Source organism: Stenotrophomonas sp. YJH_SMC_69 (assembly GCF_059370495.1).
The window spans coordinates 51,546-67,620 of the sequence record NZ_JCAFTS010000004.1 but is presented as its reverse complement, the minus strand read 5'-3'; the positions used below and the strand labels follow the sequence as shown (position 1 = coordinate 67,620).

Here is a 16,075-nt window from a genome sequence, read left to right as displayed (position 1 = left end):
GCCTTTGACTGTGTAGAGCCGAGCCCACGCTCGGCTGCTCTCCGCTCGGCCACCGATGGACCCATCGCGCTACGCGCGATGAGCCGAGCATGGGCTCGGCTCTAGAGGGACCGCGACCGGCGGCTTGGCCACCTGCCCCGTCCACCCGAACCGCTGCGCGGCCCAGATCTCCAGCGCCACCAGCAGCGCGATGACCAGCAGCGGCAGCAGCAGCCCGAAGTACACGCCGGGCATCATGCCGTTGATCTGCGCCTTCACCAGCCGCAGCACGCCACGGGTGTGCAGCAGCTCATCCACATGCATGGTCAGCGCCTCGCGCACCACCTTGGGTTCCAGCCCGACCGTGTCGGCCTTGTCCACCAGCGTGTCTTCCACCATGCCGCGCAGCAGGCCTTCGCGCACTTTGCCGATCACCCAGCCGGTGCCGCGTGCCAACGGGCCATTGCCAAGACGGTCCAGGCCGGGCAACGGATGTTCGCTGAGGTAGGCCGAGGCAATGGTGTCGGCCACATCGCCCACCGTGCCCTGGCTGCGCAATGCCTCGCGCATGCGCGGGTCGTCCAGCGAGTCGGTGAATCCTTCGCTCCAGCCTTCCACCAGGGTCTGCAGGTGCGGCTGGAAATGATCGAGCTGCTTGAACAGCGCGCGGTGCGCACCGGCGGTGAAGCCCAGCTGCAGGCCGAAGAAGGCCGTGGCCAGCGGCAGCAGCACCACGTAGCTGGCCAGCAGCCAGTGATGCCAGCGCTTGCGCCGCTGCAACCAACCCCGGCTGTGCGGCCAGCGCCAGCCGAGGATACCCAGCACCAGGCCAAGCAGCGTACCGAGCACGCTGCCGCCCAGCAGATCGAGCACGCTCAGGCCCGACCAGAATTCGTTCAACCAGTACTGCGCGTCCTGCATGGGTCTTCCTTCCGTGGGTGATACAGCGGGCCATTGTAGAGCCGAGCCCACGCTCGGCTGCTCTTCGTTCCGCCATCGGAAAACCCTCGCACTGCGCGCGATGAGCCGAGCGTGGGCTCGGCTCTACAGGGATTCCGACACCCGGTTCAACGCATCAGCCGCCAAGCAATGCGACAATCGCGCTCCTTTCCTGCAGCAACGAGGCCCACATGGCCAAACTGACCCTGGCCAGCGTGGACGCGCTGCGTACCCGCTTTGCCGATGACGCCGCCTGCGATGCGGCGCTGGCCGCGTTCGCCGACACCGCCGTGCTGCGCGCGCCGCTGCGCGAGCTGGTGGCGGCACAACACCGCTACCTGCAGGCCGAATTCGAAGTGGCCCAGGTGGCCGACGTGCTGCGCCGCGACCAGAAGTACGCGCCGGTGGGCCGGCCTTCGATCAACATCGTGCAGCTGCGCAAGCAGCAGGCCGCGACCAAGCAGGCGGCGCTGATCGCACGCCAGGTGGTGGCGCAGGCCGCGCAGACGTTCGCACGGGCCAGCGGGCTGGCGGTGAAGGCCAAGCAGAGCCCGAGCGAAGCATGTGGGGCGTGGCTGGGCGCGTTGCGCTGAGGGCGCATACCCGGTAGTGACCAACCTTGGTTGGCCTGCGGAGTGCCCATGTGCCAACCAAGGTTGGCATCTACCAATGCGCGTTCCCCCGCACCCAAAAAGAAGGCCCGCTTTTCAGCGGGCCTTCTACCTTCTCACGACGAGTGAGCGGGGTGCATCAAGCGGCCGGCTTTTCGCCGGTGGCTTCGGTGGTGATGCGGATCTTCACTTCATCGCTGACATTCGGAGCATACGCGCCGACGCCGAAATCGCTGCGCTTCAGGGTGGTGGTGGCATCGAAGCCGGCGGCCGGAACCTTGGCCATCGGGTGCTCGCCGCCGCCGTTGACGGTGACGTCCAGGGTGACCGGCTTGGTGATGCCCTTGATGGTCAGGTCGCCGGTAACGGTCAGCTTGTTGGTGCCGGCCGCTTCCACCTTGGTGCTCTTGAAGGTGGCATCGGCGAACTTGGCGGCGTCGAAGAAGTCGGCGCTCTTCAGGTGCTCGTCGAACTTGGCGGTGAAGCTGTTCAGGCCGCTCAGCGGCAGCTTCACTTCCACGGTGGACTTGGTCACGTCTTCGGCGTTGTACACCAGGGTGCCTTCGACGTTGCCGAAGTGCGCGCTCGGGTTGGAGAAGCCGAAGTGGCTCCACTGCGCCAGCACGTCGGTGTGGCTCGGGTCCAGCTTGTAGGTGCCCGAGGCGATCTTGATCGCTTCGGCAGCCGGCGCAGCAGCGGCGGCATCGGCGGCCGGGGTGGCGGCCTGCTCGGTGGTGGCCGGGGCGGCGGCATCGGCGGCCGGGGCAGCGGTGTCGGCCGGCTTGGAGCAGGCGGCGATGGCCAGGGTCAGGGCCAGCGGCAGCAGCAGTTTACGGGTGGCGCTCATCTGAGGAACTCTCCGGATCGTAGGGTGGGTACACGGTGCAGCAAGAGCCTGCCGTACGACGGCGGGCCCGAAACCGATACAGCGACTTACGCGATGCGCGCCGCTTCGTCGAACGACAGGCGCGGCAGGCGCGGGAACAGGCCCGCCGGGTCACCGTAACCCAGGTTGACCAGGAAATTCGACTTGATGGAGGTGCCGGCGAAGAAGGCTTCGTCGACCTTGGCCGGGTCGAAGCCGGACATCGGGCCGGCATCCAGGCCAAGCGCGCGCGCGGCCAGGATCAGGTAGGCGCCCTGCAGGCTGCCGTTGCGGATGGCGGCTTCGTGGCGGCCTTCCTGCGGGCCGTCGAACCAGGCCTTGGCATCGGTGTGCGGGAACAGGTACGGCAGCTTCTCGTGGAAGTCCAGGTCGAAACCGATGATGACGGTGACCGGCGCGGCCATGGTCTTGGCCAGGTTGCCTTCGGACAGCGCCGGGGCCAGCTTGTCCTTGGCTTCCTTCGAGGTGACGAAGACGAAGCGGGCCGGCGTGGTGTTGGCCGCGGTCGGGCCCCACTTCACCAGGTCGTACAGTTCCTTCAGCAGGCTCTCGGGGACCGGCTTGTCGAGGAAGGCGTTCTGGGTGCGGGCCGTGCGGAACAGCTGATCGAGGGCGGCGGCGTCGAGCGCGTGGGACATCGGTGGATCTCCAGGGCGGCGAAAGGAAGTCAGTGCCCGCGGGCGGCGCGGGGCGAATCGACGAGCCGCAGTGTAGAGTGTCGCGACTGTTGCAACACCCAGCAGGACTGAAACGAATTAATGCCAATGGTGAAACGATCGAGCGCGCCCTGGACGGTCACTGACGGCCGCGCGGGCAATGTCCGCCAGGCGGTCGCGCTGGCCTCGGCATTGCGCCAGGGCACCCACCGACCGCTGCTGCTGCAACCGCGCGCGCCCTGGCGCTGGCTGGCGCCGCGGCGCCTGCCCGGCGATGTGAACGGCTACGGCGAGGCCTTCGCGACGCTGGCTGCCGACGCCCCGGCGTTGGCGATCGGCTGTGGCCGCCAGGCCGCTGGCGCCCTGCGCGTGCTGCGCGCACGCGGCAGCCAGGTGGTGCAGATCCTCGACCCGCGCATCGGCGCGCGCCACTGGGACGTGGTGGTGGTGCCCGAACACGACGCCCTGCGCGGCAGCAACGTGCTGACCCTGCTCGGCAGCCTCAACCCGGTGGACGATGACTGGCTGGCCTGGGGCCGCGCCGCGTTCGCCGGCTTCAGCACCCTGCCCGGCCCGCGCACTGCGCTGCTGGTGGGCGGGCCGACGCCACTGGCGCCGTGGGATGAGACGGCGATGGTCGGTGTATTCCAGGCGCTGGCCGACCAGATCCGCAGCGAAGGCGGCAGCCTGCTGGCCACCACCTCGCGACGCACGCCGCCGGCGTTGGCGGAGATCCTGCGCGCGAAGTTCGCCGACCTGCCGCACGTGATCTGGGGCGATGGTGGCGACGGTACCAATCCCTATGGCGGCCTGCTCGGCTGGGCCAACCGCGTGGTGGTCTCGCCCGATTCGGTGAACCTGCTCTCGGAGGCGTGCGCCACGCGCATGCCGGTGATGGTGGCGCTGGCCGACACAGCGCAGGGCCGCCTGGCGCGCTTCCAGCAGCAGCTGCGCGAACGCGGGCGGTTGCAGGCGCACTGGCTGGACTGGCAGTACGACCGCATCGAGCCGCTGCGCGAAACCGCGCGGGTGGCGGCGGAAGTGAAACAGCGCCTGGCACTGGGGTAGTACCGGCCGCTGGCCGGCAATCCTGGGCGCCTGGCATCGCGGTAATGCCGGGTGCGCAGCGTGTTCTGAACATTTCGATCCGGCACCACGGTTACAGTCCAAGGCCCCCCGTTGGACTGAACATCTTCATGCGTACCCTGCTCCTGCTGCCCCTGGCCCTGCTCGCCGCGTGTTCCACCGCGCCCACCGAGCTGGATCCGATCTCGTATCAATGCCAGCAGCAGCTGGACGCGTACCGCGAACAACCGGCGCTGCGCGATCCGAAGGGCCAGCGCCCGCCACTGCCGGTGGCTCCCATCAGTGACGCCTGCGACAAGGAGCTCAAGCGCAAGGGCGTGGATCGCCCGCTGCGCTGAGCAGCGTATGATCGGCGCGCGGGCCTGCCCGCCGTTGAAGGTACCGACATGGATCGTTTTTCCCGCCTGCCCCGCGCCGCGCTGCTGATCGCCAGCCTGCTGGCGACCGCACCGGCCTGGGCCAACAGCACCGCCTGCCGCGAGCGCTACCCCAGTGTGGCATCGCAGGCGGCGATGCTGGACGTGGCCTGGACCACCGCCGAACGCCTGGACGCGCTGCCCGATGTGGACGTGGTGGTCGCCGCGCGCGGTGGCCAGGACCTGAGCCGCTATGGATTGCGCCACAGCCACCTGGCCTTCCTGCTGCGCGAGGACGACGGCCGCTGGCGCGCGATGCACCTGCTCAACCGCTGCAAGACCGACAGCTCGCAGCTGTACCACGAGGGCCTCGGCAACTTCGTCGGCGAGAGCGGCGGCCATACCGACCTGCGCATCGGCGTGCCGTCGGCCCCCTTGCGTGCCGCACTGCGCGCGATGCTGGTGCCGCCCTCGATCCAGCCCAAGGCACTGCACGAAACCAAGTACAACGTGGTCGCCTACCCGTTCGCCACCGACTACCAGAACTCCAACCAGTGGGTGCTGGAAGTGCTGGCGGCGGCGATGGCGCAGGCCGAAGGCGCGCCGGCCATCGTCAAGCGCGAACAGGCACAGCAGTGGCTGCGCCAGCAGAAGTACCAGCCCAGCGTGCTGCATATCGGCCTGGGCAAGCGCGTGGGTGCGCGCCTGTTCGTGGCCAACGCCACCACCACCGACCATCCGGCCGGCGAACGCATCTCCGGCAACTATTCGGTGGTGACGGTGGAATCGGTGTTCGACTTCCTGCACCAGCGCAGCCAGCTGCAGCAGGAACTGGTGATCCCCCATGTGCCGGTGGCCGGTGCCACCGCCGCCTCGCCCTGAATCCCGCAAGGAGAACGACATGCGTCTGCTGCACAACTCCCTGGTATCGATGCTGATCGTCACCGCGCTGGCCTGGTCATCGGCCGCCCATGCCGAACGCCGCATCGTGATCATCCATGACCCGGGCCCGCAGGGACCGAGCCTGGAAATGTCCACGCAGATGGTGGCCTCGGCCCGCGCCGCCGCGGCGAAGGAAGCCCAGGATGCCGCCGATGCCGGCCAGCCGCTGGCCCGCCCGCAGCAGATCAAGCTGCCGCAGATGGAGGTGAGCGCGATTGCCACTACCGTCGACGGCCGCCGCGAAGTGCTGCTGCGCGATGCCAACGATCCGCAGAACACCGCGTCGATGCAGTACCCGCGCGGCGTTGGCGACCCGGCCGTGCAGTTCACCGTGGGCCAGACCGTGAACTTCGAGCCGACGGGCAATGACCAGGGCTGGCAGTTGAAGGACAACCAGGGCCGTGCGCTGGAATACCTGCCCGAGGCTACCGGCCCGCGCGACATCTTCGATACCCGGCGCTGAGCCGCCGCCCCACGCTGACCAGGAGGTCTCCATGTTCCGTTGCCTGCGCGTTCCCACCACTGCATTGCTGCTCTCAGCGCTGCTGGTGCCCACCGTCCATGCCGGCGCCGCGCCGCAGTTGAACAGCAGCGAGGCCAGCGTGATCGTGACCTCGTTCGTGGTGCTGTCGCTGCCGATGGCGGCCTCGATGGGCCTGTCCGAACTGTCCAAGGCGCCGTTCAAGGCCAGCGAACGCAATGCCAGGGCGACCCGCACCAAGGCGGTGCCGCTGCCGCCGATGGAAGTGAAGAAGGTGGAGACCACGCCCACGGGCGAACGCCAGGTGCAGTTGCAGGTACCGGACAAGGCCGACCACACCGCCACCCTGCGCTGGCCGGTGCAGCCGCCGGGCGAGAACCCGACTGCAGCCTTCGTGGTCGGGCAACGGGTGCATTTCGACCCCACCGAGGCCGGTGCCGGCTGGAACGTGAAGAGCGCGCAGGGCCAGACCCTGGCCTATGTGCCGACGGCCTATGCCGCCGGTGATGTGATGAGTGAAGCGCTGTAAAGCTGAACGACCGGTTTTGGCTTTGCCGCAGGCCGGGCGGATAATGGGCGATCCCCTTTGTCCCCCTGGCTCGCCATGTCCGTGCGTCCTGCCCCTCTGTTTGCCCCGCTGACCCCGCGCGCCCTGGTGCTGGCGGTACTGGCCATGGGTGCAGTGGTGCTGCTGTCCAACGTGCTGGTGCAGTACCCGATCAACGACTGGCTGACCTGGGGCGCCTTCAGCTATCCGGTCGCGTTCCTGGTCAGCAACCTGATCAACCGCCGCTTCGGCCCGGGCCCGGCGCGCCGCGTGGCGTGGATCGGCTTCGCGGTGGCGGTGCTGCTGTCGATCTGGGTGGCCACCCCGCGCATCGCCATTGCCTCGTGCTCGGCGTTCATCGTGGCCCAGCTGCTGGACATCACCGTGTTCGACCGCCTGCGCCGCGGCAGCTGGTGGCGCGCACCGATGGTGGCCACCACCTGCAGCGCGACGGTGGACACCACCCTTTTCTGGTCGATCGCGTTTGCCGGTTCCACCTTGCCGTGGGTGAGCTGGGCCGCCGGCGACCTGGCAGTGAAGCTGGCGATCGGTGTCTGCCTGCTGGCCCCGTTCCGCGCGTTGTTGTGGAAGATGGCGCCGTTGCGCGCCACCAGCTGACCGCCATTGATCCGGTGGGTGCCGACCGTTGGTCGACACGCCCTGCAGAACTCATCGCTGCTGACAGATTGTGCCGACCAACGGTCGGCACCCACCAGGAGCGGCCATCGCAGGGCCATTGAGCCGGTAGTCGCCAACCTTGGTTGGCGCTTGGCATTCATGCCAACCAAGGTTGGCATCTACCAACTGCAGTCCTCCGCCATCCGGCACTCAGGCGAACGGCAGCTCTGCCGCTCTGCACGCCGCCGTAATCGCTGCACACGCCTCTTCAATCGCCGGCGTGGTCGGGGCCAGCCGCGGGCGGCGGTCCAGCGTGCAGGCCAGGCCCACGTCCAACAGCGTGGCGTGCGCGCCATGCAGCGCCTGCGCGGTGGCATCGGGCAGGAAGCCCGCAACCGCCAACGCATTGATCAACGACGGCGTATCGCGCGGCTGCAGCAACGCCACGTGCCGCGCACTGCGCGCAAGCACACCGGTCTGCAGCAGGAATTCCAGGTCCACCACGCCGCCCGCACCCTGCTTCAGGTCCAGCCGTGCGGCGTCGCTGCGGTCCAGTTCGGTGCGCATGCGGCCGCGCATCTTCAGCACGTCGGCATACAGCACACCCATGTCGCGCTCACGCCCCAGCGTCTGTGCACGCACCTGCTCGAAATCGGCCAGCAGGCTGGCATCGCCGGCCACGCCACGCGCGCGCACCAGCGCCTGGTGTTCCCAGGTCCACGCACGTTCGCGCTGGTATTCGGTGTAGCTGGCCAGCGAAGACACCAGCGACCCCTTGCCGCCATCCGGGCGCAGGCGCACGTCGATGTCGTACAGGCGGCCGGCGGCGGTGACCGCACCGAGCAGCGCCATCACCTTCTGCACCAGCCGCGCATACCAGCGCCCCGGCTCCAGCGGACGCGCGCCGTCGCTGGCCTCCACGCCGGCCGGGTTGTCGTGCAGGAATACCAGGTCCAGGTCGGAACCGAAGCCCAGTTCAAGCCCGCCGAGGCTGCCGTAGCCGATGATCGCGAAACGTCCACCGGGAATCGCGCCGTGCGCGGCGCGCATGTCCGCCTCGGCCATCGCCAGCACGGTGACCACCACCGCCTGCGCCAGTTCGGCCAGTTGCCGCGTGCTGTCCACCGCGCCCTGGCGGCCGTCCAGCGTGGCCATCGCCATGCGGAAACTGAGCGCCAGCCGCGTCTCGTTGAGCCAGCGCAGTGCCGATTCGGGATCTTCCACCGCCAGCACCTGCTGGCACTCGGCCAGCATGCCGGCCGCATCGGGCATCGGTCCGGACACGCGCACATCCAGCAGTTCATCCAGCAGCAGCGGATACGCGACCAGGCGCTCGGCCAGCAGCGCGCTGCGCGCCAGCACATCGACCAGACGCGCCAACGCGCTCGGTTGTTCATCCAACAGCGCCAGATAGCTGGTCCGGCGCAGCACCGCCTGCAGCAGGCCGAGCACGCGCTTGAGCGCGGCATCGGGCTGCGGCGAACGCGTGGCCGCATGCAGCAACGCGGGCAGTACGCGATCCAGCCGCGCACGCGCCGCATCGGACAATGACTTCACGCCGGTGCCCTGGGCGAAATCGCGCAGCGACTGGTCGGCGCCATTGGCATCGAGGAAACCGGCTTCGGCCAGCAACGGCGCGTTGCTGCCCTCGGGCAGGCTGCGCCAGTAGTTGGCCAGCGCGTCGGGCGCGGCCTGGCCCCTGCGCGGGGCCAGCAGCGCGGCGAATTCGGTGCTGACCCGCTGCTGCTGTTCGACCAGTGCCGCGCGCAGCACCTCCCAATCCGGGTAGCCGAGGCCGATGGCAATGCGCGCGCGGTCCAGCGCGTCGCTGGGCAGCACGTGGGTCTGCGCGTCGCGCAGCATCTGCAGGCGGTTCTCCAACCGGCGCAGGAACAGGTAGGCCTCGCGCAGCGCAGCGCCATCGTCGGGCGCAATCTGTCCGGCGGCCACCAGCGCGTCCAGTGCCACCAGCAGGCGGCGCTCGCGCAGCGCCGGCTCACGGCCACCGCGGATCAGCTGCAGCGCCTGGCACAGGAACTCGATTTCGCGGATGCCACCGGCGCCGCGCTTGATGTCTTCGTGCAGCTCGCGGCGCGCGACTTCGGCGGTGATCGCCGCCTTCATCTCACGCAGGCCGTCGAGCGCGGTGAAATCCAGGTAGCGGCGGTATACGAACGGGCGCAGGGTCTGCAACCACGCTTCGCCGGCGTCGATGTCGCCGGCCACCGCGCGCGCCTTCAGCCACGCATAGCGCTCCCAGTCGCGGCCTTCGCGCTGGAAGTACTGATCCATCGCCGCGAACGACAGCGCGACGCGACCGGCGCTGCCGAACGGGCGCAGGCGCAGGTCGACGCGGTGGCTGAAGCCATCGACCGTGGTTTCGTCCAGCAGCTTGGCCAGGCGCTGGCCGAGGCGGGCGAAATACTCCTCGGCGGCCAGCGCGCGCGGACCGTCGGATTCGCCGCCCTGCGGGTACGCATAGACCAGGTCGATATCGGAACTGAAGTTGAGCTCGCCACCGCCGAGCTTGCCCAGGCCGAATACCACCAGCTGTTGGGGGATGCCTGCGCCATCACGGACCACGCCGTGCCGCTGTGCGAATTCCTGCTGCAGGGCGTCCAGCGCCAGCCGCAGGCAATCCTCGGCCAGGGTGGTGGCGCCAGCCAGAGTCTGCGCCACGTCGTCCAGCCCGGCCAGGTCACGCCAGATCAGCCGCGTGGACATCGCGGTGCGCCAGCGCCGCAGCTGTGCCGGCCAGTCGCTGGGTTGCAGCGGATCGAGCACCGGCGCCGGGATCGGCGGGCAGCCGGGCGCGGCCAGCTGCGCCAGCAGCGCCGGTTGCCGCACCAGGGTGTCCAGCGCGAAGTCGCTGGCCACCGCCAGCCGGGTCAGCAGCGGCAGCAGCTCCGCCGGAACGGGCTCGGGCAGGACCTGGGCCAGGCGCGCCAGGGCGCGGTCGACAAGGGGCTGCAGGGTGGCGGGCAGGTCAGCGGTGGCGAGGGTCATGCGCTGATTCTCGCGGGGTCGGATCCCTTTGCCAACGGCGAAGGGCTCTGACCCCGAGGTGCCGCCGGTTGATGCCGCTGCTGGGGTCAGAGCCTTTTGCCCTTGGCAAAAGGATCCGACCCCGAAGGGGTGCCACGCATTCATTCTGGGCGGCAGGCAATAAAAAAGCCCGCTTGCAGCGAACTGCCAGCGGGCTCTGCTCCCTCCCCCACGTCGGGATGCAGGGCCATCGTGCGGGCTGCGAAAGCACTTTGCACGCTGCACTGCAAAACAAAACCGGTGGGTATGGGTGACCCCGGTGGGGAAAAGCCATTCCACGAAGGTAGAACCCCCCGTACGGATGAGGATGGCCGATAATCGGCTTTCCCCCCAGAAACACTGTCGTCATGTCTGTTGATCGCATCGCCAACGCGCGTCTTCGTGACCGCGTGGTCTCCGCCGAGGCCGCAGCCGCGCTGATCCAGCCCGGTGAAACCGTGGCCATGAGCGGCTTTACCGGCTCCGGGTATCCCAAGGCCGTTCCCGTGGAACTGGCCCGCCGCATCGAAGCGGTGCACGCCCAGGGCCAGCCCTTCCAGATCAAGCTGATGACCGGCGCCTCCACCGCGCCGGAACTCGATGGCGCGCTGGCCAAGGCCGATGGCATCGCCATGCGCATGCCATTCCAGAGCGATCCGGATGCGCGCAACCGCATCAACGAGGGCAAGCTGGATTACATCGACATCCACCTCAGCCACGTCGCCCAGCACGTGTGGTTCGGCTTCTACGGCGAGATCGATACCGCCGTGATCGAAGTCTCGGCCATCCGCGAAGATGGCTCGCTGGTGCCCTCCACCTCGGTCGGCAACAACAAGACCTGGCTGGACCTGGCCAAGAAGGTGATCGTCGAGGTCAACGAATGGCAACCGGCCGGCGTCGACGGCATGCACGACATCTACTACGGCACCGCGCTGCCACCGCACCGCAAGCCGATTCCGCTGGTGAACGCCAACGACCGCATCGGCGACACCGCGCTGCGCTGCGACCCGGACAAGATCGTGGCCGTGGTGCGCACCAACGGCCCGGACCGCAACAGCCCGTTCAGTCCGATCGATGCGACCAGCGAACAGATCGCCTCGCACCTGATCGAGTTCCTCAAGCACGAGGTGAAGAAGGGCCGCCTGCCGCCGAACCTGCTGCCGCTGCAGTCGGGCGTGGGCAACATCCCCAACGCCGTGCTGGCCGGCTTGGCCAGGAGCGGTTTCCGCGACCTGGCCGCGTTCACCGAAGTGATCCAGGACGGCATGCTCGACCTGCTGCGCGATGGCGTGCTGAGCTACGCCTCGTGTACCGGCTTCGCGCTGAGCCCGCAGGCCAACGAGACGTTCAAGGAGAACATCGATTTCTACCGCGAGCGCATCATCATGCGCACGCAGGAGATCTCCAACCATCCGGAACTGGTGCGCCGCCTGGGCTGCATCGGCATGAACGGCATGATCGAGGTGGACATCTACGGCAACGTCAACTCGACGCACGTGATGGGCACGCGGATCATGAACGGCATTGGCGGTTCGGGTGACTTCGCCCGCAACGGTTTCCTGTCGGCGTTCCTGAGCCCGTCCACTGCCAAGAACGGCACCATCTCGGCGATCGTGCCGATGGCCAGCCATGTCGACCACACCGAGCACGACGTGTCGGTGATCGTCACCGAACAGGGCCTGGCCGACCTGCGTGGCCTGACCCCGCGCAAGCGCGCGCAGGTGCTGATCGACAACTGCGCGCACCCGGATTTCCGCCCGCAGCTGCAGGATTACTTCGACCGTGCCAGCCGCGAAAGCTACGGCAAGCACACCCCGCACCTGTTGCCCGAAGCACTGTCGTGGCACCAGCGCTGGCTGGATACGGGCACGATGAAGGGCTGACCCCGGGTCCGGACATCGGGTAGAGCCGGCCGCTGGCCGGCTTCCCCTACAGCCGGCCAGCGCCCGGCTCTACCTCACGTGGTGCGCAGCGCCGCCAGCGATTCGGCCTGCAGCCGCTCGTAGATCTCGAACTCGTCATTCACCGCCACGCCCAGCGCCTGCTCGAAAGCCTCGCGGTTGGCGTGCGCGGCATACGCGCGCTGTTCTTCGCCGCCCAGATTCGACTGGAAGATGCCCGCGGCACTGACCGGCAGGAAATCCTCGTAGACGATCGGATCGGCCGTGGCCAGGCCGGCGGCCACCAGCACTTCGGCAGGCAGATCGGCCACGCGTTCCGGCGCGGCGCGGCCGGCGTCGGTCAGCTGGTAGCGGTAGTAGCCCAATCCTTCCTGGCGCAGCGTGTCATGGTCATCCGGGAAGCTGGCGAATACCGCCTGCAGGCGCTGCCCGTAGTCGCCACCGGTACTGCCTTCGCCACCGGCATCGCGTGCCTGCGACAGCAGCTGGTCGTACAGCGCGCGGCCCTTCGGGGTCAGCGCAAGGCCGCGTTGTTCGATCTCCCCGAAGCGCGCGGTATGGGTGCCGGCATCGCCACCGTCCGCATCCGGGAAATGCACGGCCTCTTCCAGCGCCTTGAAGCTGGTCTGGCGCAGCAGGATCGGGCAGGCGCGGCGCGGCGGCCCTTCGATCACCGCCTTGGCCGCCATGCCGTGCTCGATCATTGCCGCCTGCGCCGCGTCGATGTCCAGCGTGCGCGGGGTCAGGTGGTTGATGTGCGGGCCACGGAAACTGACTACGTCGGCCACCAGGCGGTGCGCATTGTGCAGCGCGTGGTAGGTCGGCAGATCGACCGTGGCATCGCCGTGCCAGCGGAAGGTTTCCAGTGCTTCGTCGACAAAGCGCTCGGCGTCGGCCTGCGACAGGCCACCGTCACGCTCGGCCTGGTCGATCAGCGCCAGTGCGCCGTCGGTGAAGATGCGGCGGCGTGCCAGGATCTTCGCCGACTCGGCACGCAGGGTTTCGTCTTCGATCAGCTCCAGGCGCAGCAGCGAGGTGAACACGCGGAACGGATTCTGCGCCAGCGCGGCGCCGGTCAGCGGGCGGAACGCGGTGGAGTGTACCGGCACGCCGGCTACCGACAGGTCGTAGTAGCCGACCGGGTACATGCCCATCACCGCGAACAGGCGGCGCAGCGTCGCCAGCTCCTGCGCGGTGCCGACGCGGATCGCGCCATGGCGCTCTTCGTCCAGGCGCGCACGCTCGTCGTTGCGCTGCAGCTGCGCGGCCAGTGCCGGGTCCTGGGCAAGCACCTGCGCGTTGATCCGCTCCACCAGTTCCACCAGCGTGCCGTACAGCGGCACTTCGGTGCGGTACATGCGGGACATGGCCTGCGCGAACAGGCGGCGGATCACATCAGGCGAAACGAAAGAGGCGCTCATCAGTCACTCGATTACGGGAACGGGGAACAGCTCGGACCCGTATTGTCGCCGGAGCGCGCGGCGGCGGCGATACGCAGAGCAACATGGCCGGGTAATGCCGGCCGCTGGCCGGCAACCTCCTGATGCCTGTAAGGGTGCAGTTGCCGGCCAACGGCCGGCACTACCGCTTCAACTGCCGCTTCAGGGTGGCATCCAGGGTGATCGGCCGGTCCCAGTGCTGGTAGCTGGCCACGATGGCATGCCGCACAGCGCGGTAATGCAGGTTGTCCGGCTTGGCCGGCATGCGCTTCACCACCGCTTCCCAGCCGCCCTCCGGGTCCTGGCTGAAGGCGCGCACGCTGTCGCGGCAGGTCTGGCCGCTGGCCTTGGCCCAGAAGCAGGCGAAATAGATATCCCCGGCCTGCCAGCCATGGGTGGTGAACAGCGCATTGATGTAGCCGCGGGGGACATCGGCGTAGCGCGACACTTCATCGAGGAAGGCATCGGGGTAGCGTTCGGCGTAATGGTTGATGTCCTGCAACTGGGCATCGATCCAGCGGTCACCGGTTGCCACCTCATACGCAGCCGAACGCTCGGCGGTCTGCTGGGCCAGCACGGTGGCCGGCGCCAGCAGCAGGGACAACAACAGCGCGCGCAGTCGAACGTTCATGCCACGATTCTGCCGCAGCTGCCGGGCCCTGTCAGGCCGCCGCAGCGGCCTTGGCCTCGATCGCCGCCAGTGCGGCCGGCCAGTCGTGGGCGGTATCGGCGGTGACCATGCGCGGTTCGTCGTCGGCCACGCCGTGCTGGGTCTCATGGGCCCAGGTCACCGCGTACGGGGTATGCACGCCCCAGCCACCCAGGGTCACCACCGGCTCGATGTCCGAGCGCAGCGAGTTGCCGACCATCACGAAGCGCTGCATCGGCAGTTCGAATTCGGCCAGCACGCGGGCGTAGGTTTCCGGGTCCTTCTCGGAAACGATCTCGATGCGCGGGAACAGCTCGGCCAGGTTGGCGACCTTGATCTTCGCCTCTTGGTGGAACAGATCGCCCTTGGTGATCAGCACTACCGGGTAGTGCTCGGCGATGGCCGCCACGGCTTCGCGCACACCGTCGATCAGTTCCACCGGGTGGCGCAGAGTATCGTGGCCGATATCCAGAATGCGCTGGATGTCCTTGGCCTCGATGCGCTGGCCGGTGATGTCGATGGCCGCTTCGATCATCGACAGGGTCATGCTCTTCACGCCGTAGCCGAAGGTGCCCAGGTGGCGCTGCTGAACTTCCAGCAGGTGGCGCGCGGTCTGGGTGTCGTGCACGTCGACATAGCGCGACAGCAGGTCAAGGTAATCCTGCTCGGCCTTGCGGTAGTAGTCCTCGCTCTTCCACAGCGTGTCGTCACCGTCAAAACCGACCAGGCCGATGGCGCGCGGCGGCGCAGGCGTGGACGTGTTCATCGGCCAAGGATACAGGGGTGGCGATGACGAGAAAAACCCGGGCGGCCGCAGCCGCCCGGGTCCCCATGCACCGGTCTTCCCGAATCAGGTCTGGATCAGCGGCCCTGCGCCGCGCCGGCACCCGCACCGGCCTGCTGCGCGGCCACGTAGGCCTTGTACTCGTCGGCGCTCAGCTCGCCGTCCTTGTTGGTATCGGCCTGGTCGAACACCTGGGCCAGGCCGGCGTTCACCTGCGCCTCGGTCTTGCTGATGGTGCCGTTGCCATCGGTATCGATGCTGGCCCAGGTCTGGCCACCACCGTTGGCCTGCGCCGAGGCCGCTGCGGCCGCATCGGTCGCCTGGTCAGCCGCCTGCCCGGCCTGTGCTGCCGCCTGCTGGGCCTGCGCCGCTTCATTCTGCGCATGTGCGGCCTGCTGCTTGGCCGACTGGGCCATCGCCGGAATGGCCAGCACGCTGCCGGCGGCGACGATCAGGGCGATCAGGGGCTTGCGGTTGCGAATAGTCATCAGGGGTGTCTCCTGCATATTGGGTGGTGTTGCGCGGCCTGTTGTTTCCGCACGGCACCTACCCTGCCACCGCGTTTCTGAATCGATTTTGGGCCGCGACCGGCCTCCACACGCACGATTAACCACTCGCATCCACGCATGCTTTAGCGCGCTGGTTAGCGAGGAGTGAGCAGCTCATAAGATGCGCATTCAGCGCCTCTGCATTTAACCGGCAGGCAACGAAAAACCTGCGTCAGTCGACGGTTTTTTCCAATGACCGCGAACTGAACAACACCCATCCCAAGGCGACACCGGCGAGCGCGCCGGCGATTTCCAGCACGACACGGCTGCCGAGCTCGTTCGGATCGTGGATGGTGGCCAGGAACAGGCGCGCGTACAGCGGCGACTCCAGTCGCACGATGCCCATGTAGAACAGCTTCCACGCATCGATGCCAGCGGAGGCCACCACCGAGATGACGCAGGACCAGCCGATCGCATGTCCCACCGACCAGTGCAGCAGCCGGCACAGCCGCGACCACACGAAGTACACCAGCAGCCCGACCAGCAGGGCGATGGCGCCGGCTTCCAGGGTGCCGAGCAGGCCGAAGTGCAGGGGAAGGTTCATCGGGTGGGCAGGGATGAAGAGGCGGCCAGTGTAAGGGATCTGCGCCGGACCCAATCGGCAGCCACAGTAGATCCACGCCATGCGT

17 protein-coding genes are annotated in these 16,075 nt (G+C 68.1%); 8 read left to right on the top strand and 9 right to left on the bottom strand.

The features are described from left to right. Nucleotides 1-69: 69 nt before the first annotated feature. Nucleotides 70-900, bottom strand: coding sequence for a hypothetical protein (locus tag AC5P8F_RS08220; RefSeq protein WP_495227875.1), 831 nt, complete (start codon nucleotides 898-900; stop codon nucleotides 70-72). Nucleotides 901-1,109: 209 nt separating this feature from the next. On the opposite strand from AC5P8F_RS08220, the gene AC5P8F_RS08215 reads away from it, so the two are divergent. Further along, nucleotides 1,110-1,511: a hypothetical protein gene (locus AC5P8F_RS08215; protein ID WP_401747800.1), complete on the top strand. Its 402-nt coding sequence runs from the start codon at nucleotides 1,110-1,112 to the stop codon at nucleotides 1,509-1,511. A 157-nt stretch (nucleotides 1,512-1,668) separates the two neighbouring features. Here AC5P8F_RS08215 and AC5P8F_RS08210 read toward each other — a convergent pair whose 3' ends face one another. Continuing rightward, on the bottom strand, nucleotides 1,669-2,376 hold the full coding sequence (locus AC5P8F_RS08210; protein ID WP_005415047.1) for a YceI family protein: 708 nt from the start codon (nucleotides 2,374-2,376) through the stop codon (nucleotides 1,669-1,671). Between the two features lie 86 nt (nucleotides 2,377-2,462). Further along, entirely contained in the window at nucleotides 2,463-3,053 is a 591-nt protein-coding gene (locus AC5P8F_RS08205) for a malonic semialdehyde reductase (protein WP_005415046.1), read from the bottom strand. Between the two features lie 126 nt (nucleotides 3,054-3,179). On the opposite strand from AC5P8F_RS08205, the gene AC5P8F_RS08200 reads away from it, so the two are divergent. The 6 genes from AC5P8F_RS08200 (at nucleotide 3,180) to AC5P8F_RS08175 (ending at nucleotide 7,101) form a co-directional block, all read left to right on the top strand. Beyond that, the gene (locus AC5P8F_RS08200; protein WP_495227872.1) at nucleotides 3,180-4,139 is read left to right on the top strand and encodes a mitochondrial fission ELM1 family protein; all 960 of its coding nucleotides are present in this window, start codon (nucleotides 3,180-3,182) and stop codon (nucleotides 4,137-4,139) included. A gap of 128 nt (nucleotides 4,140-4,267) precedes the next feature. Next, nucleotides 4,268-4,495 carry a hypothetical protein gene (locus tag AC5P8F_RS08195; protein WP_014645731.1) on the top strand — a complete coding sequence of 76 codons (228 nt, stop codon included), beginning with the start codon at nucleotides 4,268-4,270 and terminating at the stop codon, nucleotides 4,493-4,495. 48 nt (nucleotides 4,496-4,543) lie between these two features. Then, nucleotides 4,544-5,395: a DUF2145 domain-containing protein gene (locus AC5P8F_RS08190; RefSeq protein ID WP_197602877.1), complete on the top strand. Its 852-nt coding sequence runs from the start codon at nucleotides 4,544-4,546 to the stop codon at nucleotides 5,393-5,395. 19 nt (nucleotides 5,396-5,414) lie between these two features. Further along, nucleotides 5,415-5,918: a hypothetical protein gene (locus AC5P8F_RS08185; RefSeq protein WP_014645729.1), complete on the top strand. Its 504-nt coding sequence runs from the start codon at nucleotides 5,415-5,417 to the stop codon at nucleotides 5,916-5,918. Nucleotides 5,919-5,949: 31 nt separating this feature from the next. After that, nucleotides 5,950-6,465, top strand: a complete 516-nt coding sequence (locus AC5P8F_RS08180) for a hypothetical protein (RefSeq protein WP_014645728.1) — start codon at nucleotides 5,950-5,952, stop codon at nucleotides 6,463-6,465. A 75-nt stretch (nucleotides 6,466-6,540) separates the two neighbouring features. Beyond that, a complete protein-coding gene (locus AC5P8F_RS08175) occupies nucleotides 6,541-7,101 on the top strand; it encodes a queuosine precursor transporter (RefSeq protein ID WP_014645727.1) in 561 nt (186 codons plus the stop codon). A 210-nt stretch (nucleotides 7,102-7,311) separates the two neighbouring features. Here the strand turns inward: AC5P8F_RS08175 and glnE are convergent, their stop codons facing one another. After that, the gene (gene glnE, locus AC5P8F_RS08170; RefSeq protein ID WP_495227869.1) at nucleotides 7,312-10,107 is read right to left on the bottom strand and encodes a bifunctional [glutamate--ammonia ligase]-adenylyl-L-tyrosine phosphorylase/[glutamate--ammonia-ligase] adenylyltransferase; all 2,796 of its coding nucleotides are present in this window, start codon (nucleotides 10,105-10,107) and stop codon (nucleotides 7,312-7,314) included. A 386-nt stretch (nucleotides 10,108-10,493) separates the two neighbouring features. Between glnE and scpC the strand changes: the two genes are divergently transcribed. Continuing rightward, a complete protein-coding gene (gene scpC, locus AC5P8F_RS08165; RefSeq protein WP_032960979.1) occupies nucleotides 10,494-12,008 on the top strand; it encodes a succinyl-CoA:acetate CoA-transferase ScpC in 1,515 nt (504 codons plus the stop codon). A gap of 74 nt (nucleotides 12,009-12,082) precedes the next feature. Here scpC and hglS read toward each other — a convergent pair whose 3' ends face one another. From hglS to AC5P8F_RS08140, 5 genes are all read right to left on the bottom strand, one after another. After that, a complete protein-coding gene (gene hglS, locus AC5P8F_RS08160) occupies nucleotides 12,083-13,447 on the bottom strand; it encodes a 2-oxoadipate dioxygenase/decarboxylase HglS (RefSeq protein ID WP_495227867.1) in 1,365 nt (454 codons plus the stop codon). A 160-nt stretch (nucleotides 13,448-13,607) separates the two neighbouring features. After that, nucleotides 13,608-14,096 (bottom strand): hypothetical protein, encoded by a 489-nt coding sequence (locus AC5P8F_RS08155; RefSeq protein ID WP_049405514.1) that lies wholly within the window; start codon nucleotides 14,094-14,096, stop codon nucleotides 13,608-13,610. A 31-nt stretch (nucleotides 14,097-14,127) separates the two neighbouring features. Beyond that, entirely contained in the window at nucleotides 14,128-14,880 is a 753-nt protein-coding gene (locus tag AC5P8F_RS08150; RefSeq protein ID WP_134808453.1) for an HAD family hydrolase, read from the bottom strand. A 95-nt stretch (nucleotides 14,881-14,975) separates the two neighbouring features. After that, nucleotides 14,976-15,386, bottom strand: coding sequence for an EF-hand domain-containing protein (locus tag AC5P8F_RS08145; RefSeq protein ID WP_014035758.1), 411 nt, complete (start codon nucleotides 15,384-15,386; stop codon nucleotides 14,976-14,978). Between the two features lie 232 nt (nucleotides 15,387-15,618). Beyond that, a complete protein-coding gene (locus tag AC5P8F_RS08140) occupies nucleotides 15,619-15,990 on the bottom strand; it encodes a hypothetical protein (protein WP_046428249.1) in 372 nt (123 codons plus the stop codon). Nucleotides 15,991-16,075: the final 85 nt, after the last annotated feature.